Below are 24,085 nucleotides of genomic sequence, written 5' to 3'. Positions count from 1 at the left end.
ATACCCTTCGTCCTCACATGAGCTGTGGTTACCTGACTCCCTCACAGGCCCACCAGGTGGAAGAGCCTTTAGTGAAGCAGTGGAAGAATAAGTCATTGGTCGGTAAAGCTGATGGCATATGAGCCAGAAAGCTGTGGATTTATGGATAACTCCTGCAGAGTTAACCACAAGTCAGTAGTAGTAGTAGTAGTAGTAATTAAATGAAAAAGAAACAGCGCTAGCGTCAAGCTAATTCCGTATTCAACTAGACAATCGAAGAGTAAATGAATACAGTTGACAAGCTATAGCCGGTATTGCTTTATTGATTTTATCATTCATTCAAAATCGTCAATTTTTTCCAGGACGAGACCAGCGTCAACCTATTTATGGACGAGGCACACAAGGTGCAGCGGGTTTACAACCATAAACTGCTTTTTCATAAATACCTACAACAGATATAAAAAGCACTTCTCGCACTCCTAACAACATTTCCGTTTTAAAACCGTCCAACTCATGAGGGATTTCTTTAGGTTCTAACATACCCTTACGAATGAGTAGAATACTTTTACTGTTCATTACTTGCTTCATCAGCACCTTATGCTACGCACAATACCCTGCAGAAAAGGTCGAGGAGAAACCGACTTTGAAAATAGGCGGGGCCCTGCGCTTTAACTACAACCTTTCCACCTGGAAAGAAGACCAGCTGGAGCGGGGCGGCGACTTTGGCTATGATGTATTCCGTATCAATGTGGAGTCAGAGTACAAAGGCATTAAGTTGAACGCTGAGTTCAGACATTACTCACAGGCCTTTGGCGGCGCTTTCCTGAAGCAGGGCTGGTTTCAGCATGACTTCTCCGAAAGGTCGCAGATACAGGTCGGGCTGAACCAGGTGCCTTTCGGTATTCAGCAGTACAACTCCAACAACTGGTTCTTTAACATCACCTACTATGTGGGTTTCGAGGATGACCATGACATGGGCGTAAAATACATACACGACAACGGCAGGTGGCAATGGCAGGCAGCCTATTATAAAAGCGCTGAGGAGTTTGTGTTTGGCTTGGCGGAGCCCAGCCCCAACCGCTACTCCTACGATATCACCGGGCGCAACAAAGAGAACAACCAACTGGACTTCAAGCTGGTGCGGCGCCTGGGCGACAGCCTTGCCCATGAACTGGGGGCTTCCCTTCAGGGCGGGCTCCTTTATAACCTGGACACAGAGCGAAACGGCACCAGGTACGCTGCCGCCGTACATTATGAGTACAAACCTGCCTACAGCCCCTGGAATGTAAAGCTACAGGCAATGCTCTACCGCATGAACCCACAATACGCAGCCGGGGAGGACCTGAATTTTGTAGAAATGGGGGCCTACGGCGCGAACTACAACGTGGCCTCCAAAGGTGAGATGTACACCGCCAGTTTAGCCTATCACCTGCCCCTCGACACGCGCCTGCTGCAGGGCATCACCTTCTACAACAACTATGGCTACTACAACAAGCGTGTAAGTGGCTTTGAGAACACCCATATGAACGTGCTGGGTGCCTTGTTCACCGCCGGTCCGATGTACATCTATACCGATGCAGCATTCGGGTATAACCAACCCTGGCTCGGCCCCGAGTGGACAAACGCCCTTGCCTTCGGCACACCCGGAGACACAGACTGGCACTTGCGCTTTAACATAAACATGGGGTATTATTTCTGATTTAAAATTTCTGATTGATGAGTAAAGTAACTAGAAGCGATACAAAGAAGTCACTGGGCCTGGAGGTAAATGGCCCTGTATTTTGGTCATCCATTGTTTTTCTGGTGATCAGCATCGCTTTGGTGCTTATTTTCCGGGAGAGTGCCGAGGCGATATTCAGCGATGTACAGACGGCTGTAACGGCTAACATGGGTTGGCTATTTATACTCAGCGTGAACGTATTTGTAGCTTTCTGCCTGTTTTTGGCCTTCAGCCGATTTGGTGGGATAAGATTAGGCGGCAAGGACGCCAAACCTGAGTTTACCACCTCCGCCTGGTTTGCCATGCTCTTCAGTGCGGGCATGGGTATCGGCTTACTTTTCTGGAGCATTGCTGAGCCAATCAACCATTTCCAGACACCCCCACTTGGGGAGCCTGGCACACCCGCCGCCGCCCGGCAAGCCATGAACTATACGTTCCTGCACTGGGGACTGCACGCCTGGGCTATTTATGCACTGGTAGCGCTAGCGCTAGCATACTTTACTTACAACCGGCAACTACCGCTAACAGTGCGCTCTGCCTTCTATCCTTTTCTGGGCGAGCGGATTCATGGTGTAGCAGGGCACATTATCGATACGCTGGCTGTAATTGCAACTCTTTTCGGTCTGGCAACCTCGTTGGGACTAGGTGTGCAGCAGGTGGCTGCAGGACTTAGCCATGTATTTCCAGCCATTGTAAACAACATCACCACCCAGATTATACTTATTGCTGTGATCACCGGTATTGCCACTGTATCTGTGGCAACCGGGGTCGATAAGGGTGTGCGCATCCTGAGTGAGTGGAATATACGCATTGCATTGTTAATACTGGTGGCGGTGCTGGTACTGGGGCCAACTGTTTTTATACTGGGCTCTTACGTGCAGAACATTGGCTCCTACATGGGTAACTTTATGCAGCTCTCGTTCTGGAATGAAGCTTTCTCCTCTAACAACTGGCAGGGCACCTGGACAGTTTTCTACTGGGCCTGGTGGATTTCATGGGCACCATTTGTGGGTATTTTCATTGCGCGGGTATCTAAGGGCAGAACCATCAAGGAGTTTATACTGGGTGTACTCATAGCCCCCTCCCTCCTCTCTTTCCTGTGGATGACCGCTTTCGGCAGCACGGCGCTGCGCGAAACACTGGCCGGCAACACGGCTATTGCCGATGCTGTGGCAGCAGATATTTCCACGGCCTTGTTCATATTCTTTGAACAGCTGCCCTTCTCCACCATATTATCTGTGATTGGAGTGCTGCTGATAGCCGGCTTTTTTGTTACCTCCTCCGACTCCGGTTCGTTGGTGGTGGTAAGCCTTACCTCGGGCGGTAATCCAAATCCTTCAGTGGGCTTGCGTATTTTTTGGGCATTGGCAGGTGGCGCTGTGGCCGCAGTACTCTTGCTTGGCGGGGGCTTACAGGCCCTGCAAACGGCTGTAATCATCACAGGTTTGCCCTTTGCGCTTATTCTGCTCTCGATGTGCTATAGCCTGTACAAGGGGCTAAGCGAAGAGATGGAAGAAGAAAACAAGCTGAATACAGCACAGCAACGGAAAGACTACCAGCAGTTAATGGCTGAGATGCTGGCGAAGCGAGCGACAAAGCAGGAGCACAGCGCATCTGAAAGGAAAAGAGATGTACCACCACCTTCAAAAACTGAACAAAACCTATGATTGCAATAGATGCCATGATGGTCTGCCTGGACCTAAGTGATATAGATGAAAAGCTGGTGGCCTTCACCCGCTCGGTATGTGAGCGCCTGCCGGTGAAAAAGGTCTATTTTGTTCATAATATCAAGACATCTGAGCTGAGCGAGGATTTCCGGGAAACTTTCGGTGATGTGGATCTGAGTCAAGAGGTGGAGGCTAATATAGCCGACATCGTCGCGGAGCATTTTGCCGGGGGCTGCGACCATGAGATACTGGTGAGCGAAGAGCCGAACACCGAGGTGATGATGGCTGACCTGGTAAAGCGGTATGATGTAAAACTGACACTGCTTGGCAAACGGATGAGCAATAAAAGCACAGGTGCCCTGGGTACTAAGCTGCTGCGCATCCTGCCCTGCAGCATTCTTGTTTTCCCGGAAACAGCCAGGTTCAATATAGAGCGGGTCCTGACACCGATAGACTTCTCTGACGCTTCAGTGCACGCGCTGCGGCTTAGCAAAAGCCTTTCAGACCAGCTCGGGCTGAACCTGGAGATTATGCACGTGTATAAACTGCCCACGCAGTACTTCCCGCTGATATCAGAGGAGAAGGCCGTTAAGAAAGCGGAAGAGGTGGTAAACGGAAGGTTCAGGGAGCTTCAGAAACGGCACAAGGAAGTAACCGGTGTTCCTTATACCCTGGTTCGTGCCGCCGGGAAAAGCACGGCCGAGCGGATTTCCCTGCAGCTGCGCAAAGGAAAGTACGATTTGCTGGTGCTCGGCCTGAAGGGAAGCAACCCCATACCGTCACTCAGCCTGGGCAGCGTGCCAACAAAGATATACAACATGGACATCGACACCCCGCTCTGGCTGGTGTATTCTGAGGCGGTGATCAAGTAGCGCAGTAGGAAGGCTTTAACAGGCCGTTCCTAGGCCTGCGCAGCAGTGATGAGGTTGCTGATGCCGGCTACCACCATGTCTACCCCGATGGCGCCGAGGAAAAAGCCGTTGATGCGCAAGAGCAGCTCCATGTTCTTGTCAAAGGCAGTCTGCACACTTTTGGAGCGCATCCCGCGGCGGATTTGCTTAAGGCCCATAATAATGATGAAGTTGGTAAGCATGATAAGTACCAGCGACACCACACCCTGCCACAGCTCCAGCTGCTCCGACATCAGGATAGTAAGGGAGATGGTGCCTGCGCCCACCATAAAAGGCAAGGCAATCTCAGAGGCCAGATCATGCAGGTCACCTTTGATCTGGATAAAGGCTTTTTTCCCCTGCACGATAAAAACATAGGCAAAGGAGAAGAGCACGATGCCGCCAAAGATCCGAAAGGATTCAAAGTTGATGCGGAACACCTTCTGAAACACGATGTCGCCGAAAAGCAAAAACACCAGGAAGATAAAAAAGGAGATAGTCGTTGCCTTCAGAAACACCGTCCGGAAATCTGTGTCCGACAAATCGTTCATCACAGGCTTCAGGTACAGAAAAAGCGCAAATGGGTTGAGCATAACGAGAAAACTGAAGATGGCTGCAATCATAAATCAAGTATAAGTTAGATATCTAATCCCTGTGGGACAGTACGAAGATAGAATTTTAGAAAGGTAAATTTTGTATAGCCTAGGCAAAGCCGTTATAGCCAGGAGGGCAAAAGCTTAACGTAAAGCAGTTGCTAGGGCCGTTGGCTTAAACTAAACGGTTACAGCGGTACTCTCGGATAGTTCTGCACCTCCACCTCCTTGCCGTTTTGGCTGTTAACCAGGCGGCTGGGCCGGTTGCCTTGTGCTACTTCATGTGCTTTGGCAAGCGCCTGCTCCTCATCATCGAACGCCTGTACCAGTTCCCCATCATGGTTCAGCACACACCATTGCTTCTTTTCCTCGTGCCACTGCACCCGAAATGTTTTCTCCTCTAAATTTTTTTTATTTCGGATTAGGTCAAGGATAATCTTTCCGTCGCTGTAGTTCCCGCCGGGATAAGGCATCGGCAGCAGCGCAAAGAAGATGTAGTACAGCGAAAAGTAGGTGAACTGGTAAGTAGCCATATTCGGCTCCATAGCGTTGTTCTCTATAAGGTAAATCACCACCACCGCCGCTATGGCATTGAAAAGTGCTCCCCCGGCAAAGATCAGGATGGTAGCAAGACGGTGATTGCGCTTCAGGTTATCAAAAGAACAGAGGCCGTACCAGAAATAGTACTTGCGCACCTCCAGCATCCCAACCCTAAACAGCACATCACCGGAGCCAATGGTTACTTTGATGTTCCTGCCCCCCATCAGCCAGGCGAAAAACACGTGCCCTGCCTCATGCACAAAAGAGATGACAGGAAGCACCAGAAAAAAGGCAAGAAAGAACTTCGGTATATCGCTTACTCCAAACATAACCCTACCTGTTACGAGATTTATGAAAGTAGCTTTGTGTTATTACTGTTCTTTTTTAGTCTAAGTGTATATTCCGGAGAAGATGGTTCAGCGTCAGATTTGGTGATTACTATGGTGAATTAGCCAGAACGCGCAGGCGCAGCAGTGCAAAGCTGGCCCTGCCATACATCTGGCGCTTTATATTTTTGAGTCGGTTAACCTGGCCTTCCGTTTGCCCGTTACTCCAACAGGAGGTCATCGCCTGATAGACTGCCTCATAGTCTTGGCGGATTCCCTGTACAAAGCTTTTGAATGGAGCATGTTGAACAGCTTTTTCGCACCAAGTCTCCAGATTATCTCCTCTCTTCTGCGCCATTATGCTTTTGAATTCCAGGTTCAGCTCCCACAGCTGTTTTAGTAAGGAGCTTTTCTCCAGTAGTTTCACCAAGAACGGCTTTTGCTTTTCAGCCCATTCTTGCTCTGTTTTGCAAAAGGCGACGCTTAAGCTACGAGTAGAGTAGTTCTCGATTTTTTGAGCAGGGGGCAATGAAGATGCTTCTCCTGTTCTGGGGTAGTGCGACAAAAAACCAGCCAAAATGGTGTAGGAGCCGTTATAGCCTCTTTCTTTGATTTCCTGCAGGAGCGCCTTTGCACACTGCTGGCCTTCCTGCCAACGCTGGCGCAGATAAGCTTCGTAGGCTAACAGGTTGGAGAGCCGTGGATGGCGTTTAGGCACAAAGCTCTGCTGAAGAAAATACTTTTTTACCGTATTTCTGGAAATGCCCAGGTGACGAGCTATGGCTTTGATAGAGTGGTGCTGACTTTGCAGTTGCTTGACCTGCTCATAGAGGGCATACCTTTTTTCCACACGTACACTGGTTATTTTCTCTGGCAGTGCTGGAGCAGCTTCAGGGCTTGCCTGCTCAAAAACTTCCTGGGCTGTTTCCCTGATCAAGGACCTTTGCCTATCCAGAAACTGGGTGGTGTTCTCTCCCAGGTTTTTGAGCAAATGCCAGCGATCGGCTACCTGTATAGCATCCGGACAGGCTCTGGTGATGGCATGGGCGTACACAGAAGAACGATCTCTGCTGACAACACTAACACCAGGATGCGCCAGCAGCCAGGCTTCTAAAGTTTTGCCTTCCCTATCCGGCAACAGGTCGATAGGCTTTCTTTTTTCCAGGTCCACCAGGATGGTGCCGTAGGTACCCCGCTTGCGAAAAGCAAAATCATCTACACCCAGAATAGTGGGAGTGTCTGGTTCACTTGCGGGGCACCCTTTGATGTTTCTTAGCACAGTAGAAGCACTCAATGGTAACCCGATAAGCCTGCAAATCCGAGCCCCCGGCTTAGCGCCCATTTCATATCCAATAGAGACCACCTGCTCACATACCCGAAGCAGTCTTCTGCCATAGCGCTTTAGGCAGCTTTCCTGCTGTTGAGCAAAGATTTTCCTGGGGCAACCCTGCTGTTGGCAGAAAAACTTGCGGGTGCAGAGTCGCAGCTCTACTACTTTACCACTGATGGGCAGATCCTGCAACTTCCGCTCATAACAACTGTGGATGCGAGTGCTTAAGCTGTGGCAGAGGGGACAGTAAGCGGTAGAAGCGGTAAACTGAAGCTGGAGGGTAATTTTCGCTTCGGTAACGGAAGTAGCTAATACTTCAAACTCAGGTGGTATAAGCAAGCTGGTTTCCATTCTTGCTTAACGTTATTCAACAGATTTTTGGCCATCTTCACCAAACCTGACGCTGAACCAATATGGATTCTCCACATTAATGATGAACAACACTAAAAAATAAAGGAGATTGAATTCTGTCCGGTATTTGTCCGGAGCTAAAAACAAAAAATCGCAAATCGTTAGAGATTAACGATTTGCGATTCTATTTGGTAGCGGGGACAGGACTCGAACCTGTGACCTTTGGGTTATGAGCCCAACGAGCTACCAACTGCTCCACCCCGCACTGTTATTATGATGCAAAAGTATACTAAAGAATTTTATGATGCAAGCGATGCGTCTAAAAAACCTCCAAAAATATGCTGATCCCTAAAATTTACTTGTTATCCCAAAATGTATCTTCGAATATTTAAATGATAGCGGCTGCTGATCTGATTTTCCTAAGGAGTACACCAATTGAAAAATACCGGCCCCGGTGCTAAAGCTAATACCGCCACCCACACCAAATGGCATGTCGCTTGTTGCAGACTGCTCCAAATCGCTGCGGTAGTAGCCCTGGTCATAGAATAGGAGCACATAGGAGTCGGCGGCGGTGAAGAGGCGGTACTCTAGTGTGCTGACGGCGTAGGAGGAGGCGTAAAAGAAATAATCGTCGAAGCCACGCAAAGAGGAGAGGCCGCCGATGCGGTACATGTCGTTCAGGAAGAGTTGGTCGTTGAGCAACGCCTGGCCCTGCAGGCGCGCGAGCAGGGCGCTGTTCTTGCCGAGCCGGAAAAAGTTCTCCAGGCGCAAGGCCAGGCCAAGTTGGGTTGTTTTCACATCCAGTGTATCGTAGAAGCTTTTCTCCATGCTTGGGTTGCGGAGCAGCTTCTTTGCTCCTGCTGATAACTGCATCTCTATTAAGCGGCCCCGCCTCGGAAAGTAGAAGTCATCCAAGTTGTTCCAGAGGTAGTTCAGCCCATAAGTGGTAGTCTGTGCATCGGCCAGGTCAAACTGCTGCAGGCTTTGCGGGCTGGCATCGGAGAGTATGCGTGAGTTGCGCCATTCTGTGAACACACTAAACTTACCGTACTTCAGTGTATAATAAGACAGCTGCATACGTGGCTGCACTGTAATGAAGGAGGAGTCTTGCTTGAGGAGGTTGAACTTGGCGCCCACCTCAAAAGGTGTTCCCAGCAGGTTCGGGTGCAGGTACTCGCCGTTCAGGATAACGGAACCTTTGTTGACGCGCCGCCACTGCAGCCCCAGCTGTTTGCCGGAGCCTTTTATGTTCCGGATGTTCAGGTTTGCTTCGCCCGTAATCAGCAGCTTATCTTTCCGCACCGGATCCGGCAGAAAGCCCACCACGCCATCTATCTGGTTTGCCTGCCTGTCGTCTATAAAATAATGAACTTGTGCCTTGTCGCGTGCGAAGCGCACCTGCGGTGGCCTTGCTACTTTAATATAAGGCAACGCGGACAGCATGCGCTGTGAGGCGTTGATCTGGTCCTGGTTGTAAGGCTGGCCGGGGAGCAGTTGCAGGTAGCGCATCAGGAACTTCGGCTGCGTACGCGTATCGCCAACTATCTGCAGCGAATCATAGGTGACCACAAAGGCTTTTTCCACCATCAGCGCCGCCTCTATTTTGTTGCCTTTAATCCGGATGGAGTCGAGCCAGACAGAGGCAAAAGGGTAGCCGCTGCGCTCGGCATAGTCCAGAATGCGCTGCTGCAGCTTTACATATTCGGCAGGTTTGAACGGTGCTTCATGGTAAAACTTCTCCCGAAACCCAGACTCCACCAGAATACCTTCGCTCAGGTTGCCGTTGCGTAATTGTGCCCATTCCAAAGGCTGCCCCACATGGAGTTTCACGTGAAGCGTATCATTGCGGAGGAAGGCCGTATCGGCAGATGCCATGAGATAAGAATCCTGCTGCAGCCGGTATACCAGCGCCTTTAGTTCTTTATGCGCTTCTGCGGAGTCGGCAAGGGCACTGCGGTAATTGTAGCGCCTGAGCACCTGCTTTCCCTGCTCTTCTGTGGCTCTCACAGATAACATAACTTTAGGCAGCGGCTTTTCAGTTTGCTGGTTCTGTGGTTGGGTCTGAGGCTGTACTTTTGACTGCTCTTTCAGGGGCGTCTGCTGGCTCTGGGCCTGCGCCAGGGGCAGCCACAGTAGAAAGCAGAAGAGAGAGACAGCTATTTTGTACATTTGCAGTGTAAACTGTTAAATGGTTTTATTGTTAAATGGTTATGGTGGCGTTTATCAAGCCTTACTTGCAGGCTGCATACTCGAACAGCAAATATCTGCCTCTGAGGTGGAAATAACTCAAAAAATCATAGCGAATAAACTCTTTAGCAATTTTAACCACCCAACAATTTAACAATTAATCTTTGTCCGGAATATACCTTCACATACCTTTCTGCAAGCAGGCCTGCCACTACTGCGATTTCCACTTCAGCACCTCTATGGGGCTAAAGGAGCAGACAGTGCAAGCCATTGCCCGCGAACTGGAGTTGCGGCAGGAGTACCTGCAGGGGCAACCGGTACACACTATCTACTTTGGCGGCGGCACGCCTTCACTGCTGAACCAGCAGGAGCTCCAACTGCTGTTGGCAACAATAAAGCAGTTGTTTATAGTTTCGGAGAATGCTGAAATTACGCTGGAGGCGAACCCCGATGACCTGACACCGGCCAAGCTGCAGGAGTTACGCGCGGCAGGAATCAACCGCCTGAGCATCGGCCTGCAGTCGTTCCATGCCCCGCACCTGCGCATGATGAACCGCGCCCACAGTGCCGCCGAGAGCCTGCAATGTGTAAAAGACGCCCAGGCAGCCGGCTTCGACAATATTACCGTAGATCTAATTTATGGTATTCCAGCCCCGGACCACAGCATCTGGCACCGCGATTTAGAAACACTGTTTTCGCTGGGCGTGCCGCATGTTTCCTGCTATGGGCTTACTATTGAGCCCGACACAGCCCTCGGCCGCTGGAGCAAGAAAGGCAAGTTTACCCCTGCAGAGGATGAGTATACGGCCCAGCAGTTCGAGATCCTGCTCGAGCAGATGAACAGGCACGGCTATGTGCAGTACGAAATATCTAACTTCAGTTTGCCCGGCCATGAGTCGAAGCACAACAGCAACTACTGGCGTGGCGTGCATTACTTGGGAGTAGGGCCAAGTGCCCACTCTTTTAACGGCCCTTCACGACAGTATAATGTATCGCACAACAAAAAGTATGTAGACGCTATTGCGCAGGGCCAGGTGCCTTTTGAGCTGGAAGAACTTACTCCGGCAGACCAGGCCAATGATTACCTGCTTACCAGCCTCCGCACCATCTGGGGCTGCGACCTCCATAAAATCAGCCAGGACTATGGCTATGATTTCAGGTTGAGCTATGCGCCATACTTGCAGGAACTGCAGGATAAGGACCTGGCAAGAATAGAGGAGGAGGTACTCTACCTCACGGACAAAGGCAAACTCCTAGCTGACCAGATAACGCTGGAGTTGTTTGTGGAGTAGCTGATGTTGAGTATAAAAGGCTTCAGCAGAAGGCTCCTTCTGCTGAAGTTTAGAAGGTATCCTGTGCTTTTATACTCAATGTCTGTAAACCTCTTGATAACATAAGAAATACTCAGAAGTAGGTATTTTTTATGTTATCAAGAATATTCATTATTGCAGAAATAATTATACTATAATGAAAATACTTTCTACTCTTATTATCACCCTGTTTGTACTACAATCTTTCGCGCAGACAAGTCCTGCAACTGGAGACGCAGCATCAGGTACGCTGCAATCTTTGCCAGCAATAACCGAAAAACAGAATACCCCGTTACCAGACACTACCAGAAAGGAGGTTTTCAGGAAGAATATTGTTAAGATTAATCTTACGTCGCTGGCCCTCTTCAATAACTACAGTTTCAGCTATGAGCGCTCTCTAACCCGTAAAATCACTTTTGTTGCCGGGTATAGCTCTGTGCCGGAAGCTAGCCTAGCCTCTAAATACTTAGTAGAAAAACATACTCCATCAATAGAACAGGCAGTAGAATCCTACATAGGTGAAGCGGTTGATATTACTAATTATCTGAACCTTGCCAATGTAGGAAGCAACAGTATTACTGGCGAGATTAGATTTTACGGCGGCACAAAGCCAGGAGCACGCGGCTTTTACTTGTCTTTGTACGGGCGCTACATGAATTTTAAGGCAAACTATCCTTATGAATACAAAACCACAGAAAACAGAACCTATACCCTTCCTTTTGATGGAACAATAAAAGGGTACGGGGGCGGAGCAATGCTCGGGTACCAGTTAATGATAGCTAATAGAGTAACAATGGATTTGTTCATACTTGGCGGCCATTATGGTAAAATGAAGATTGACATGCCAGCCATGGCGGACCTGAGCACCATGACACCAGGTGAAAAGAGCGGATTGCAGGAAGATGTTGAATCTGTGAATGAATCCACAAACGGAAAAATAGATGTTAAGGCAAGTGTTTCGGATCAGGGAGTAATTCTAGAAGGTAATGCGCCTTTTGTAGGTATCAGGAGTCTTGGCTTTAGCTTAGGCCTTGCTTTTTGATTTCCATTACTTTAATACACCAGAAAAGAGTAGAATCTTTACTATTCATGCTGGTGCTACTATTACTGCTGTACCTGCATTAGCTTTTAAGTATTTTCCTCCTTGTACTTGCCTAATCTTCAGGTCATGAGCCTATAATTGAAACAAGCGAAGACCAATGCAAGTGAATTCGTAGAAACAACAAAGCCGTGACCTAAACAGTCACGGCTTTGTTGTTATGGATCAGGTCTTTCTAAAACAGCGCCTCTGCTACCTTGCGCACGGATCCTGATTTGCCCATAGAGTAGTAGTGCAGGCACGGCACACCAAATTCCATCAGTTCTTTTGATTGCTGAATAGCCCACTCTACGCCTACCTGCGCGGCGGCTTTGTTGTCAGCGCAGGCCTCTACAGCATCCGCTAAATCGCAGGGAATGTCGATGTGGAAAATACCTGGCAGAATGGTAAGCTGAGATTTTGTTGTCAGTGGCTTCAAACCCGGTATAATCGGCACGTTGATACCTTCTGAACGACATAGCCGCACAAAGTCAAAGTACTTCTGGTTATCGAAGAACATCTGCGTGACCACATAGTCTGCTCCCATTTCTATCTTCTTCTTTAGCCAGCGCAGGTCAGCCTTCAAATTCGGAGCATCAGAGTGTTTTTCCGGGTAACCGGCTACGCCAATGCAGAAATCAGTTCCGTTGGTGTTGATTTGTTCATCGTCGAGGTAGCAGCCGTTGTTCATGCCTACTACCTGCTGCAGTAGTTCGGTGGCATAACTGTGGCCGCCCGGCTCGGGAACAAAGCGGGATTCAGTTTTCACGCAGTCGCCGCGCAGCACCAGTACATTGTGTATTCCCAAAAAGTGCAGATCGATGAGGGCGTTTTCTGTTTCTTCTTTGTTAAAGCCGCCGCAGATCAGGTGCGGCACCGTGTCTACTTTGTAATGGTTTTGAATAGCAGCACATATGCCAACCGTACCCGGGCGCTTGCGTGTGCTTATCTTCTCCAGCAGCCCGTTGTCGCGGTGTTTGTACACATACTCCTCCCGGTGATAGGTCACGTCGATAAACGGCGGTTTGAATTCCATCAGTGGGTCGATGTGCTCGTAGAGTACCTGCAGGTTCTCCCCCTTCAGAGGAGGCAGTATTTCGAATGTAAACTGTGTTTTATCAGCGTTCTGGAAGTGTTCCGTTACTTTCATCTATTTTTCGGGTGATGCTATTTTAATTGTTAAATGGTTGGATTGTTACATTGTTGGTTCACAACACCGGGTCCAACCACCCCTAGCCCCTCCTTGTCTAAGGCGGGGGATTTACCTCTCCCCAACCCTCTCCTAAAAACAGGAGAGGGAGGTCTGCTTTACCACTGCAAGACAGCTAAGAGTTATTCTTGGCTGTTTCGCAGTAAGGGCTAACAACAGATATATAACTTTACATATAGTTAGAAAGCCCCCTCTCCTGTTTTTAGGAGAGGGTTGGGGAGAGGTCATTTATACTACCTGCTGCGCCAGTGGCTGCGGCTCATAGTTGAGGTTAGGCGAGAGCCAGCGTTCGAGTTCCTCCAGTGACATACCCTTGCGACGGGCTATGTCAGCTACCTGGTCTTCTCCTATCTTGCCTAAGCCAAAGTAGCGCGACTCCGGATGCGAGAAGTACAAGCCACTTACCGCTGCTGTCGGGTACATGGCCAGGTTCTCCGTCAGGATAACGCTTGTTTCCTCTTCGGCCTTCAGCAGGTTGAACAGCGTGATTTTCTCGGTGTGGTCCGGGCAGCCAGGGTAACCTGGCGCAGGGCGTATACCCTGGTACTGCTCCTTTATCAGCGCATCATTGTCCAGGCTTTCCTGCGGCGCGTAACCCCACAGCTCCTTGCGGACTTTGGCGTGCATGAGTTCAGCAAAGGCTTCCGCTAAACGATCGGCTAGGGCTTTTACCATAATAGAGAGGTAGTCGTTATGGTCTGCCTCGTACTTCTCGATTAGCTTTTCGATGCCGAAACCAGTGGAAACAACAAAGCCACCAATATAGTCATGTATGCCTGTTTCTTTCGGCGCTACAAAATCTGAGAAAGCCATGTTCGGCACATTGCCGCCTTTCTTGCCCTGCTGCCGCAGCGTGTGGAACTCCGTCAGTACGTTTTCACGTGCATCATCGGTATATACTTCTATGGTGTCATCGGCTTCCACGTTGGCAGGGTAGAAACCTACCACCGCACGTGCCTCCAGCAACTGGTTGTCCACAATCTCCTGTAGCAGTTGCTGCGCATCGGCGAACAATTTGCGGGCCTCTGCTCCATATTCGGCATCGTCCAGAATTTTTGGATACTGGCGCTTCAGCTCCCAGGTATGGAAGAAGGGTGTCCAGTCGATGTAAGGCACGAGCTCCGACAGCGGATAGTTCTTAAACACTTTGGTACCCAGGAAGCTTGGCGTGGTTGGTTGTGTAGCCTCCCAGTCTACCTTGAACTTATTGGCTCGTGCTTCTCCGATGGTGGCAAAAGCACGGTCTTTGGTGCGGCTCAGGTGGTCTTCGCGTAGTTTCTGATACTCTGCTTTGATTTCAGCTACATATTCTTCCTTGTTGCTGCCCAACAGGCTGCCCACCACCGTCACACTACGGGAGGCGTCGTGCACGTGCACCACCGGCCCACTGTACTGCGGCGCAATTTTAACAGCTGTGTGTACGCGTGAGGTAGTGGCCCCGCCGATCAACAGCGGAATCTTCATGCCTCTTCGCTCCATTTCCTGCGCCACATACACCATCTCGTCCAGCGAAGGCGTAATTAAACCACTCAGGCCGATGATGTCTACCTGCTGCGCCTCGGCCTCTGATAGGATCTTGTCCAGCGACACCATTACACCCAGGTCGATTACCTCGTAGTTGTTACAGGCCAGCACCACGCCCACAATATTTTTGCCGATGTCGTGCACATCGCCTTTCACAGTAGCCATCAGAATAGTGCCTGCCGTTGATTTGGATGTGTCGGACGCAAGCTTCTCCTTCTCCATAAACGGCAGCAGGTATGCCACAGACTTCTTCATTACACGGGCGCTCTTCACTACCTGCGGCAGGAACATTTTACCGGCACCAAACAAATCACCTACCACCGTCATACCCGCCATCAGCGGGCCTTCAATCACATCAAGCGTTCGGGTGGCTTTCTGTCGTGCTTCTTCGGTGTCTTCTTCTATAAACTCTACAATACCTTTTACCAGGGCATGCTTCAGGCGCTCTTCCACAGGAGCTTCGCGCCAGGCAGTATCTGCTCCTGCGGCTGTTTTGCCTTTGCCTTTTATTGTATCCGCGTAAGTTACCAGCTTCTCAGTCGCATCCGGGTTACGGTTGAAGATCACATCTTCAATCAGGTCGCGCAGGTCCTTCGGAATCTCATCGTATACGCCCATCATACCGGCATTTACAATACCCATGTCCATACCTGCCTGCACCGCATAGTACAGGAAGACAGTATGCATGGCCTCACGCACTAAATCGTTGCCCCGGAACGAGAACGACAGGTTACTTACCCCACCACTCACCAAGGCATGCGGCAGGTTGGCCTTTATCCATTTTACCGACTCCAGGTACTCTACAGCATAATTATTATGCTCTTCTATACCGGTGGCAATGGCTAATATATTCGGGTCGAAAATGATATCCTGTGGCGGGAAACCTACTTCTTCTGTCAGGATGCGGTAGGCGCGCCCGCAGATTTCGATTCTTCGCTCCAGCGTATCGGCTTGTCCTTCCTCATCAAATGCCATGATAACAGCAGCGGCACCATACTGGCGCACCTTGCGGGCCTGCGCTTTGAAGTTTTCTTCGCCTTCTTTTAAGGAGATGGAGTTAACGATGGATTTTCCCTGCACACACTTCAGGCCCGCTTCCAGTACCGTCCACTTAGAGGAATCGATCATGATTGGCAGCTTAGAGATGTCCGGCTCGGAGGCAATCAGGTTCAGGAAGTTTGTCATTGCCTCCTCAGAGTCCAGCATGCCCTCGTCCATGTTCACATCGATGATCTGGGCACCACCTTCTACCTGTTGCTGCGCTACCGAAAGTGCTTCTTCAAACTCTCCGTTTACAATTAATCGAGCAAATTTCTTGGAACCAGTTACGTTCGTGCGTTCTCCCACATTCACAAACAGCAATTCTGGTGTGATGGTAAGGGGTTCCAATCCGCTGAAGCGCGAGTATGAAGGAAGCTCAGGAACTACACGCGGCTTGTGTTTGGCAGAAAGTTCCGCTATACGGCGGATGTGATCCGGTGTGGTACCACAGCAGCCACCTAATATGTTTATCAGGCCCTCTTTCAGGTACTCTTCTACAATAGCCCCCATCTCATCTGCCGTCTCATCGTAGCCACCAAAAGCATTCGGCAGACCGGCATTGGGATAAGCGCTGATGTGCACGTCCGCAATGCGGGACAGTTCCTGGATGTGTGTTTTCAGCTGGCGTGCTCCTAGGGCACAGTTAAAACCAATGCTAATAATAGGGGCATGAGAAATGGAATTCCAGAAAGCTTCCACGGTTTGGCCAGACAAAGTACGTCCGCTGGCATCCGTAATAGTACCAGACACCATGATCGGTAATTCTTTACCGCCATCCTGCACATACTGCTCTGCGGCAAAAAGGGCAGCTTTACAGTTTAGCGTGTCAAACACCGTCTCTATCAGCAGCACATCGCAGCCACCGTCAACCAAACCACGCACCTGCTCATAATATGCTTCCACCAACTGGTCGAAGGTGATGGCGCGGTAGCCGGGGTTGTTTACATCCGGAGAAAGAGAGGCGGTACGGTTGGTAGGGCCAATGGCGCCGGCTACAAAGCGCGGCTTATCCGGGTTCTGAGCTGTTACTTCGTCTGCTGCCTCACGGGCCAATCTTGCCGATTCATAGTTCAGCTCATACACCAGGTCCTCCATGTGGTAATCGGCCATGGCGATGCGGGTGCCACTGAAGGTGTTTGTCTCCACAATGTCGGCACCGGCGTTCAGGTACTCCACGTGTATGGCCTTGATGATATCCGGACGGGTAATAGAGAGCAGGTCGTTGTTGCCTTTCAGGTCGCTGGGGTGGTTAGCAAAACGCTCGCCACGGAAATCTGCCTCTGAAAGCTGGTAACGTTGAATCATAGTGCCCATCGCGCCATCCAGCACGAGCACACGCTCCTTCAGTATTCTATGAATGGGGTATTTTGTCATTTTCGGTGTTTTCTTTCTTCTCTAAGTCTGCTGTATTCGGCTTATCAAGAAAGACACCTGGGGAGGAGTACATTCTTATCTTTTCCTGCTATGTGGTGCAGGAAGGGAGTTAGCACCAAGCTTTTACATGGTTGCTAAGACGTCATGGGGCCCTGTCCCTCGGTCTTTCTTGATAAGAAGCTGCAAGTTAAGCATATATATGCTTAAAAACGAAACAAGTTGTTTAAAATATAGCAATGCAGCTTTAACAGGTATAAAAAAGAGAGGGTTGCCGTATGGCAACCCTCTCCCGCTAACGCTACTGCCGAAGCAGCCTGTCGTTTTGCTTACGCCTCAGCTTCTGTTGTTTTAGGAACTACAGAAACGTAAGAACGGTTCTTCTTTCCTTTTCTGAACTGCACGATGCCGTCAGTTAAAGCGAAAAGTGTATGGTCTTTGCCAATACCCACGTTTACGCTTGGGTGGTGTGCAGTACCTCTTTGTCTTACAATGATGTTACCAGCGATGATATCCTGACCACCGTAAATTTTAACACCAAGTCGCTTGGAATGCGACTCGCGGCCGTTATTAGAACTACCTGCTCCTTTTTTGTGTGCCATGTTTTTTTACTTTACTTCAGGTTGGGGGACCAAGCCTGAAAAGATTTTACGATTAATTTCTTCTTACTGCTTAACCAATGCTCTCGATAAGGACCTTCGTGAAGTGCTGGCGGTGACCATTCTTCTTGCGGTATCCTTTTCTTCTCTTCTTTTTGAAAACGATTACTTTGTCGCCTTTCACAGTGCTGGTCAGGATTTTACCTGTTACCTTAACACCGCTAACGAAAGGTGCACCTAAAGTAACAGTGCCGTTATCATCAGTAAGAAGAACATTGGTGAACTCAACGGCGTCACCCTCATTGCCGGAAAGCTTGTTAGCGTAGATGAACTTGCCGCTCTCTACTTTGGTCTGTTGACCTGCGATTTCTACAATTGCGTACATCAGCTTCAATGTATATTTAAAAGATTTAGTCCGCAAAGGTACGGGTCTTATTTTAAATTTGCAACGGCTTGTGCTACAATTTGTTTACTTACTGTACACGGTTACTCACATTTTTGTGGATAACTGTGTTTATATCTCCACTTGGATTTGGACGACTTGTTAAAAACCCACTTAATCTACTGAACACTAATCAATTGCACACATTTGTCCGCCCTCAGGTTTTCCACAAATTGCACTTAAAATACGATGGATTACCTCCATACATCTGGCAAACCACCTGCTGTTATCCTCTTTTCCACATTTATACACAAAATAGGGGATAAAAAGCTGTTTTTGTAGCCCTTATAAGCCAACAACAGGTCATATATGCATACATTTCAATATTTTAGCTAACCTATGTATGTTATCCACGGTGTGGATAACTATGTGCATTAACCCCTAAATATTGCCTTAATCACCTTCTGGGAGGGTGTGTATAAATTGAACAACTTTCGCCCTGACTTTCAAGTTCAATTCTATATATTTGAACTCCTGATGCTATGGTCGCCGCTGCATAGTCAGCCGCTGAACAAATACAGCGATCAGGAGTTTTTAGAGCAAAATGTTCTAAAGCTAACCCTTTAACTTTAAAATTATGCATGATATGGAGCCCATACTGAAAGAGAATCCAAACCGCTTCGTCTTGTTTCCGATTCAGAACGATGCTGTGTGGCAGATGTATAAGCAGGCGGAAGCCAGCTTCTGGACGGCTGAGGAGATTGATTTGAGCCAGGACCTGAAAGATTGGGAAAACCTAAACGACGGCGAGCGCCACTTCATCAGCCACGTGTTGGCTTTCTTCGCAGCCTCAGACGGCATTGTGAATGAGAACCTGGCCGTAAACTTCATGAACGAGGTGCAGATACCGGAGGCGCGCTGTTTCTATGGCTTCCAGATCATGATGGAGAACATCCACTCTGAAACGTATTCGCTCCTTATAGATACTTATGTAAAGAAGCAGAGTGAGAAAGACCATCTGTTCAACGCGCTGGAAACGGTGCCGGCTGTGGGTCGCAAAGGAGAGTGGGCACTGAAGTGGATCGAGAGTGAGAATTTTGCAGAGCGCTTAATTGCCTTTGCCGCTGTAGAGGGTATTTTCTTCTCAGGCTCTTTCTGCTCTATTTTCTGGCTGAAGAAGCGTGGTCTGATGCCAGGGCTTACCTTCTCTAACGAGCTTATCAGCCGTGACGAAGGTCTGCACTGCGACTTTGCCTGCCTCTTATATAATATGCTGAACAACAAACTGCCGGAAGAGCGCGTGCACGAAATTATCCGTGATGCGGTAACCATTGAGCAGGAGTTTGTAACAGATGCCTTGCCGGTAGACCTGATTGGTATGAACTCTAAACTGATGAGCCAGTACATCGAGTTTGTGGCCGACCGCCTTTTAGGAGAACTGGGCTGCAGCAAGCTTTACAACTCAACCAATCCATTTGACTTTATGGAGATGATCTCGCTGCAGGGCAAGACGAACTTCTTTGAGAAGCGCGTGGCGGAGTATCAGAAAGCAGGTGTTGGCGGCGACAAAGACAAAAAAGTTTTCTCGCTAGACGAAGACTTTTAGAATATATCTGAATTTTATTATATTTAAGGAGCCAAAGGGAAAAAGTACTTCTTTTTCCCCTCCTTATATTATGCTTACCAATAATTTACCGGGCAGCCGCAGACGCGCGTAGTAGCAGCCCCAACCAATTCATAGATGGCCGTAGCCATCTATCAGGGTATCTCTACCCTACTATATAGAAAAAGCATTTGGCTTAACTCATAATCGTTTGTACTACAACGGCTTATGTCTCTAAATGCGTATGGGCTGAAAGAGTACCGCACTTTAGCACAACCTGCGGCTGCAATGGCAGCGCTTGAACATATATACCTTACCTATTTTAATAACCCGGGCCTTTAGAACCCGCTAATTGTATAACGCCTATGTTAGTAGTTAAACGAGACGGCAGACGTGAATCCGTTAAATTCGATAAGATTACGGCACGCATTGAGAAGCTGTGCTACGGTTTGCACATGGATTATGTGTCGCCGATTGAGGTAGCCAAAAAAGTGATTGACGGCATTTACGATGGGGTAACCACCGTGGAGTTGGACAACCTTGCTGCCGAAACAGCGGCCTCCCTCACAACAAAGCACCCGGATTACGCGGTGTTGGCGGCACGTATTGCCATTTCTAACCTGCACAAGGTTACGAGCAAGTCGTTCTCCAACACCATGAAGCGCCTGTATACTTACGAAGACCCTAAAACAGGTGAAAACGCTTCGCTGATTGCCAAGGACGTGTACGAAATCATCCGGAAGAACGCAGCGCTGCTGGATTCCACCATCATCTACGACCGCGATTATAACTACGATTTCTTTGGATACAAAACTTTGGAGCGCTCTTACCTGCTTCGCCTGGACGGCAAGATTGTAGAGCGCCCGCAGCATATGTTAATGCGTGTCGCCGTGGGTATCCACAAGGAGGACATCGAATCTGCCATTGAGACTTATAACCTCATGTCTGAGAAGTGGTTCACCCACGCCACGCCAACATTATTCAACGCCGCCACACCAAAGCCACAGCTATCTTCATGCTTCCTGCTGACGATGAAAGACGACAGCATACCGGGCATTTATGATACGCTGAAGCAGTGCGCGCAGATCTCTCAAAGTGCCGGCGGTATCGGCCTGAGCATCCACAATGTGCGTGCGACCGGTTCTTACATTAAAGGCACCAACGGTACTTCTAACGGTATCATCCCAATGCTGAAGGTGTTTAACGACACAGCCCGCTACGTAGACCAGGGTGGTGGCAAGCGCAAAGGAGCCTTTGCTATTTACCTGGAGCCATGGCACGCCGATATCTTCGACTTCCTGGATCTGAAGAAAAACCACGGCAAGGAAGAGAATCGCGCCCGCGACCTGTTCTACGCCCTCTGGACGCCAGACCTGTTCATGAAGCGCGTGGAAGAGAACGGCGACTGGAGCCTGTTCTGCCCGCATGAGGCCCCTGGCCTGGCTGATTGCTGGGGTAAGGACTTTGAGCGCCTCTACGAGAAGTATGAGCGTGAGGGCCGTGCCCGCAAGACAGTGAAAGCACAGGAGCTTTGGTTTGCTGTGCTGGAGTCGCAGGTAGAGACGGGTACACCGTACATGTTGTACAAAGATGCCGCAAACGGCAAGAGCAATCAGCAGAACCTGGGCACTATCAAGAGCTCCAACCTGTGCACCGAGATCATGGAGTACACTGCTGAAGACGAGGTAGCGGTTTGTAACCTGGCATCGCTGGCCCTGCCGCGTTTCGTGAAAGAGGAGAACGGCCACAAAACGTTCGACCACCAGAAGCTTTTTGATGTAACTTACCATGTTACGAAGAACCTGAACAAGGTCATCGATATTAATTATTACCCGGTGCCTGAGGCACGCAACTCCAACTTGCGCCACCGCCCAATTGGCTTAGGAGTGCAGGGTATGGCCGACACGTTCATTCACCTGCGCATGCCGTTCGAGAGCGACGAGGCAAAAGGTCTGAACAAAGACATTTTTGAGACCATTTATTTTGCAGCCATGACGGCTTCCAAAGACCTGGCCAAGAAGCAGGGAGCGTACGAGACCTTCAAAGGCTCTCCGCTGTCTGAAGGCAAGTTCCAGTTCGACCTGTGGAACGTAACACCGGAGAGCGGCCGCTGGGATTGGGAAGAATTGCGCCGCGAGGTAGTGGAGCACGGTGTGCGCAACTCGCTGCTGTTAGCCCCTATGCCTACAGCTTCTACAGCGCAAATTTTGGGTAACAACGAGTCGTTTGAGCCTTATACGTCTAACATTTACCTGCGCCGCGTACTGTCCGGTGAGTTTATGGTAGTGAACAAGCACCTGCTCAAAGACCTGATCGCGCTGGGTATCTGGAACGACAAGATGAAGAACGACATCATCGCGGCCAACGGTTCTGTTCAGGACATCCCGAACATTCCGCAAAACATCAAAGACCTGTACAAAACGGTTTGGGAAATCAGCCAGCGTACGGTTATTGACATGAGTGCCGACCGTGGTGCCTACATCTGCCAGAGCCAGTCACTGAACCTGCACGTGATGAACGTGAACTTCGGTAAGCTGACCTCGATGCACTTCCACGCCTGGAAGCGCGGCCTGAAAACAGGTATGTACTACCTTCGCACCAAAGCCGCTGTAGACGCCATTAAGTTTACAGTAGAGAAACAAGCCGCCGAAACGCTGTCGCCGGTTTACAGCCAACAGGATCAAAACCGCAGCGACATGAGCTGCTCGTTAGATGACCCAGAGGGTTGCGAAGCTTGCGGATCGTAAGGTTAAAAATTTGAATAATATCTTAACATCAAAGGCCACTATGTAATGTAGTGGCCTTTTCTATTTTTTGTAGTATGACAACAGGAGATCGATTTGAAGTTCCTTTAGATAATCAAATGTCTCTTTTCAAGAGACACATTGACGATAATCTTAATGAGAGAATCATTTTCTCAGGTATTTTTGGAATAGGTAAAAGCTACTTCCTCGAAAAATTCTTTGAAAAGAATACAGATAAATATTTGGCGGTAAACCTTGCTCCTATAAACTACTCTATTTCTAATAATGATGACATCTTTAGATTGATAAAGTATGATATAATTTATGAACTCATACTCACACACAAACTTGAGCTCGAACAAGAAGTTATCAGCAGGCATATTGCATATGGCACTGTTTTCTCTAACAAAGCACACTCTCTTCTAGAAGGACTTCTAAGTACTGCTCCTTTACTAAACAAAGCTTTAGGAGGTAGCAATGAATTACCTGATCCTGCTCCGTTAGTTAATTTTCTGAAAAAAATCACTCCTGAAATAGAAAAGATAGAAAAACAAAGAAAGGACCCAAACTTGCATGAAAGAGTACTCGAGTTTATAAGAGATTTAGAAAAAACACCTGTTTTTGAATCAGATTTTGTAACAGGTTTCATTACAGAATCTCTTGATAAACTAGCTCCCCCAGATAATCAGAAAAAGAAAAAGGTACTGATCATTGATGACCTAGATAGAATAGACCCTGAACATATATTTAGGCTTTTTAACATATTTAGCTCACACCTTAGTTATAAAAGATCTGCAGGTAATAAGTTTGGGTTTGATAAGGTGATTTTCGTTTGTGATATTGAAAATATTAGAAATATCTTTTCAGCTAGATATGGAGCAAGCGTAGATTTTAGCGGGTACATTGACAAGTTCTACAATACAGAAATTTTTCACTTTGATAACATTGAGGAAGTTGCTGCAGTGACAAGCCAAATAATAGAAAGCATTAACTTCGGCAAGCATAATTTATTTATTAGAGAAAGCCTCTCCACAGAAAATGAACTTGGTCTTTTAGGTTTTCTTTTGAAACACTTTATATACAGTGGTTCATTGAATCTGCGACGCCTCAAATCTATATATAATAGAGATTATACCTTCACAGAAAAATACATAGTTATAAAAGGCGCTAAAGGCTCTATACCAAATTGGAATGTACCAGCTGCCATCGCACTTGAGTTATTAGTTTGGATTTTTGGCGACACAAGCTCTTTAGAAAAGGCTTTAACAAAAATAACTCTGTATGAAAATAGTAGAGAGCAAGAAGCGTTAAGAGACACAAGAAAAAGAATCAGAATAGCTGGATATTTTGTCACTATAACAGACGCTCCCATACATAACTTTGAAAATAAAATGAGTAACGGGAATGGTTCTAGTGGTTCAGAGTATGAGTTTAAGTTGGGAGGAAAAAATATATCTTATGATTTAATAAGGTGGGGTAGACGTAGAGATGAATATTATGCAGAAATCAAGCCCAAATCTGACATAGAATCTAGCATCATAAGCAACAATGTCTTCAAAATAATTAATGATGCATTGAAAACTCTTCAAGCTTCTGCATATTTTGGAAGATAAATTTCTTACAAGCAAAGACCTCGCAGC

The 24,085-nt window shown here is 48.3% G+C and carries 17 protein-coding genes, 1 tRNA gene and 1 riboswitch; of the genes, 8 read left to right on the top strand and 10 right to left on the bottom strand.

The genetic code is table 11. The features are described from left to right. Positions 1 to 363: 363 nt before the first annotated feature. Positions 364 to 555 carry a hypothetical protein gene (locus tag E1919_RS00670; RefSeq protein ID WP_237143931.1) on the bottom strand — a complete coding sequence of 64 codons (192 nt, stop codon included), beginning with the start codon at positions 553 to 555 and terminating at the stop codon, positions 364 to 366. 67 nt (positions 556 to 622) lie between these two features. Here E1919_RS00670 and E1919_RS00665 point away from each other — a divergent pair, with 67 nt between their 5' ends. Genes E1919_RS00665 through E1919_RS00655 form a run of 3 tightly spaced genes read left to right on the top strand, consistent with a single transcriptional unit; the run spans position 623 to position 4,238 of the window. Further along, a complete protein-coding gene (locus tag E1919_RS00665; RefSeq protein WP_237143930.1) occupies positions 623 to 1,678 on the top strand; it encodes a hypothetical protein in 1,056 nt (351 codons plus the stop codon). A gap of 17 nt (positions 1,679 to 1,695) precedes the next feature. Next, positions 1,696 to 3,366, top strand: coding sequence for a BCCT family transporter (locus E1919_RS00660; protein ID WP_202915825.1), 1,671 nt, complete (start codon positions 1,696 to 1,698; stop codon positions 3,364 to 3,366). Further along, positions 3,363 to 4,238, top strand: coding sequence for a universal stress protein (locus E1919_RS00655; RefSeq protein ID WP_162051425.1), 876 nt, complete (start codon positions 3,363 to 3,365; stop codon positions 4,236 to 4,238). Before E1919_RS00660 ends, E1919_RS00655 begins: the two co-directional genes overlap by 4 nt. A 29-nt stretch (positions 4,239 to 4,267) precedes the next feature. Here E1919_RS00655 and E1919_RS00650 read toward each other — a convergent pair whose 3' ends face one another. The 5 genes from E1919_RS00650 to E1919_RS00630 form a co-directional block, all read right to left on the bottom strand. Further along, the gene (locus E1919_RS00650; RefSeq protein WP_162051424.1) at positions 4,268 to 4,879 is read right to left on the bottom strand and encodes a MarC family protein; all 612 of its coding nucleotides are present in this window, start codon (positions 4,877 to 4,879) and stop codon (positions 4,268 to 4,270) included. Positions 4,880 to 5,037: 158 nt separating this feature from the next. After that, on the bottom strand, positions 5,038 to 5,718 hold the full coding sequence (locus tag E1919_RS00645; RefSeq protein WP_162051423.1) for a site-2 protease family protein: 681 nt from the start codon (positions 5,716 to 5,718) through the stop codon (positions 5,038 to 5,040). 109 nt (positions 5,719 to 5,827) lie between these two features. Then, a complete protein-coding gene (locus E1919_RS00640) occupies positions 5,828 to 7,396 on the bottom strand; it encodes an ISL3 family transposase (RefSeq protein ID WP_202915824.1) in 1,569 nt (522 codons plus the stop codon). A 189-nt stretch (positions 7,397 to 7,585) separates the two neighbouring features. Continuing rightward, a tRNA-Met gene (locus tag E1919_RS00635) sits at positions 7,586 to 7,661 on the bottom strand. 83 nt (positions 7,662 to 7,744) lie between these two features. After that, the gene (locus E1919_RS00630; RefSeq protein ID WP_162051422.1) at positions 7,745 to 9,565 is read right to left on the bottom strand and encodes a BamA/TamA family outer membrane protein; all 1,821 of its coding nucleotides are present in this window, start codon (positions 9,563 to 9,565) and stop codon (positions 7,745 to 7,747) included. Positions 9,566 to 9,747: 182 nt separating this feature from the next. Between E1919_RS00630 and hemW the strand changes: the two genes are divergently transcribed. Both hemW and E1919_RS00620 read left to right on the top strand, forming a co-directional pair. After that, positions 9,748 to 10,875, top strand: a complete 1,128-nt coding sequence (hemW, locus tag E1919_RS00625; protein WP_162051421.1) for a radical SAM family heme chaperone HemW — start codon at positions 9,748 to 9,750, stop codon at positions 10,873 to 10,875. A gap of 277 nt (positions 10,876 to 11,152) precedes the next feature. Beyond that, on the top strand, positions 11,153 to 11,935 hold the full coding sequence (locus tag E1919_RS00620) for a DUF3575 domain-containing protein (RefSeq protein ID WP_237143929.1): 783 nt from the start codon (positions 11,153 to 11,155) through the stop codon (positions 11,933 to 11,935). Between the two features lie 232 nt (positions 11,936 to 12,167). Here the strand turns inward: E1919_RS00620 and metF are convergent, their stop codons facing one another. The 4 genes from metF to rplU form a co-directional block, all read right to left on the bottom strand. Continuing rightward, positions 12,168 to 13,121 (bottom strand): methylenetetrahydrofolate reductase [NAD(P)H], encoded by a 954-nt coding sequence (gene metF / locus E1919_RS00615; protein ID WP_162051420.1) that lies wholly within the window; start codon positions 13,119 to 13,121, stop codon positions 12,168 to 12,170. 288 nt (positions 13,122 to 13,409) lie between these two features. Next, positions 13,410 to 17,120 (bottom strand): methionine synthase, encoded by a 3,711-nt coding sequence (metH, locus tag E1919_RS00610; protein ID WP_162051419.1) that lies wholly within the window; start codon positions 17,118 to 17,120, stop codon positions 13,410 to 13,412. Positions 17,121 to 17,192: 72 nt separating this feature from the next. Further along, a riboswitch (SAM riboswitch) is annotated at positions 17,193 to 17,299 on the bottom strand. Positions 17,300 to 17,446: 147 nt separating this feature from the next. After that, positions 17,447 to 17,719, bottom strand: a complete 273-nt coding sequence (gene rpmA, locus E1919_RS00605; protein ID WP_162051418.1) for a 50S ribosomal protein L27 — start codon at positions 17,717 to 17,719, stop codon at positions 17,447 to 17,449. 70 nt (positions 17,720 to 17,789) lie between these two features. After that, the gene (rplU, locus tag E1919_RS00600) at positions 17,790 to 18,101 is read right to left on the bottom strand and encodes a 50S ribosomal protein L21 (protein ID WP_162051417.1); all 312 of its coding nucleotides are present in this window, start codon (positions 18,099 to 18,101) and stop codon (positions 17,790 to 17,792) included. Between the two features lie 634 nt (positions 18,102 to 18,735). Between rplU and E1919_RS00595 the strand changes: the two genes are divergently transcribed. The 3 genes from E1919_RS00595 (at position 18,736) to E1919_RS00585 (ending at position 24,058) form a co-directional block, all read left to right on the top strand. Beyond that, entirely contained in the window at positions 18,736 to 19,704 is a 969-nt protein-coding gene (locus E1919_RS00595) for a ribonucleoside-diphosphate reductase small subunit (RefSeq protein ID WP_162051416.1), read from the top strand. A gap of 362 nt (positions 19,705 to 20,066) precedes the next feature. Further along, a complete protein-coding gene (locus E1919_RS00590; protein ID WP_162051415.1) occupies positions 20,067 to 22,448 on the top strand; it encodes a ribonucleoside-diphosphate reductase subunit alpha in 2,382 nt (793 codons plus the stop codon). Positions 22,449 to 22,522: 74 nt separating this feature from the next. Then, the gene (locus tag E1919_RS00585) at positions 22,523 to 24,058 is read left to right on the top strand and encodes a P-loop NTPase fold protein (RefSeq protein ID WP_162051414.1); all 1,536 of its coding nucleotides are present in this window, start codon (positions 22,523 to 22,525) and stop codon (positions 24,056 to 24,058) included. The last annotated feature ends 27 nt before the right edge of the window (positions 24,059 to 24,085 follow it).

The organism is Pontibacter pamirensis (assembly GCF_010015475.1).
Lineage (GTDB): Bacteria > Bacteroidota > Bacteroidia > Cytophagales > Hymenobacteraceae > Pontibacter > Pontibacter pamirensis.
Note: the sequence above shows the minus strand (reverse complement) of the source record. Positions and strands in the feature narration are given on the sequence as shown.